Source organism: Sutterella massiliensis (assembly GCF_016899755.1).
Classification (GTDB): Bacteria; Pseudomonadota; Gammaproteobacteria; order Burkholderiales; family Burkholderiaceae_F; genus Sutterella; species Sutterella massiliensis.
Genome location: NZ_JACJJC010000366.1, coordinates 1 through 325, shown reverse-complemented (window position 1 = coordinate 325; position 325 = coordinate 1). Strand labels below are relative to the sequence as shown.

At 62.2% G+C, this 325-nt stretch carries 1 protein-coding gene; it reads left to right on the top strand.

The annotated features are described in order from the left end of the window. The coding region (locus H6A60_RS12935) for a hypothetical protein (RefSeq protein WP_205105271.1) at positions 1 to 325 on the top strand (325 nt) is incomplete at both ends.

Below are 325 nucleotides of genomic sequence, written 5' to 3'. Positions count from 1 at the left end.
GTCTATACGTGGCGGCGGCCGGCGGGCGCATGCTTTCGGGCATTCGCGATGCCATGGCGCAGGCCGACGAGCTCTGCGCCGTATTTGCGGATTCGCGTGCCGTCGAGCGTGCGAAGGCCGAGCTCGCGCATGTGCCGGGCCTCTCCTTCATGAGCTTTGAGAAGTTCCTCGAAGGCCAGTCTTCTGCTGCAGGACATTTTGACTGGGCGATTCTTCCGGAAGGACTCGCTTTCGCTGAAAACGTGCCGCTCGTGCTTTCCGCGGTCTACGATGCGCTTTTGCCCGGCGGTTCCGTTCTCCTCAATGAAACGACGCCCAACGAGGC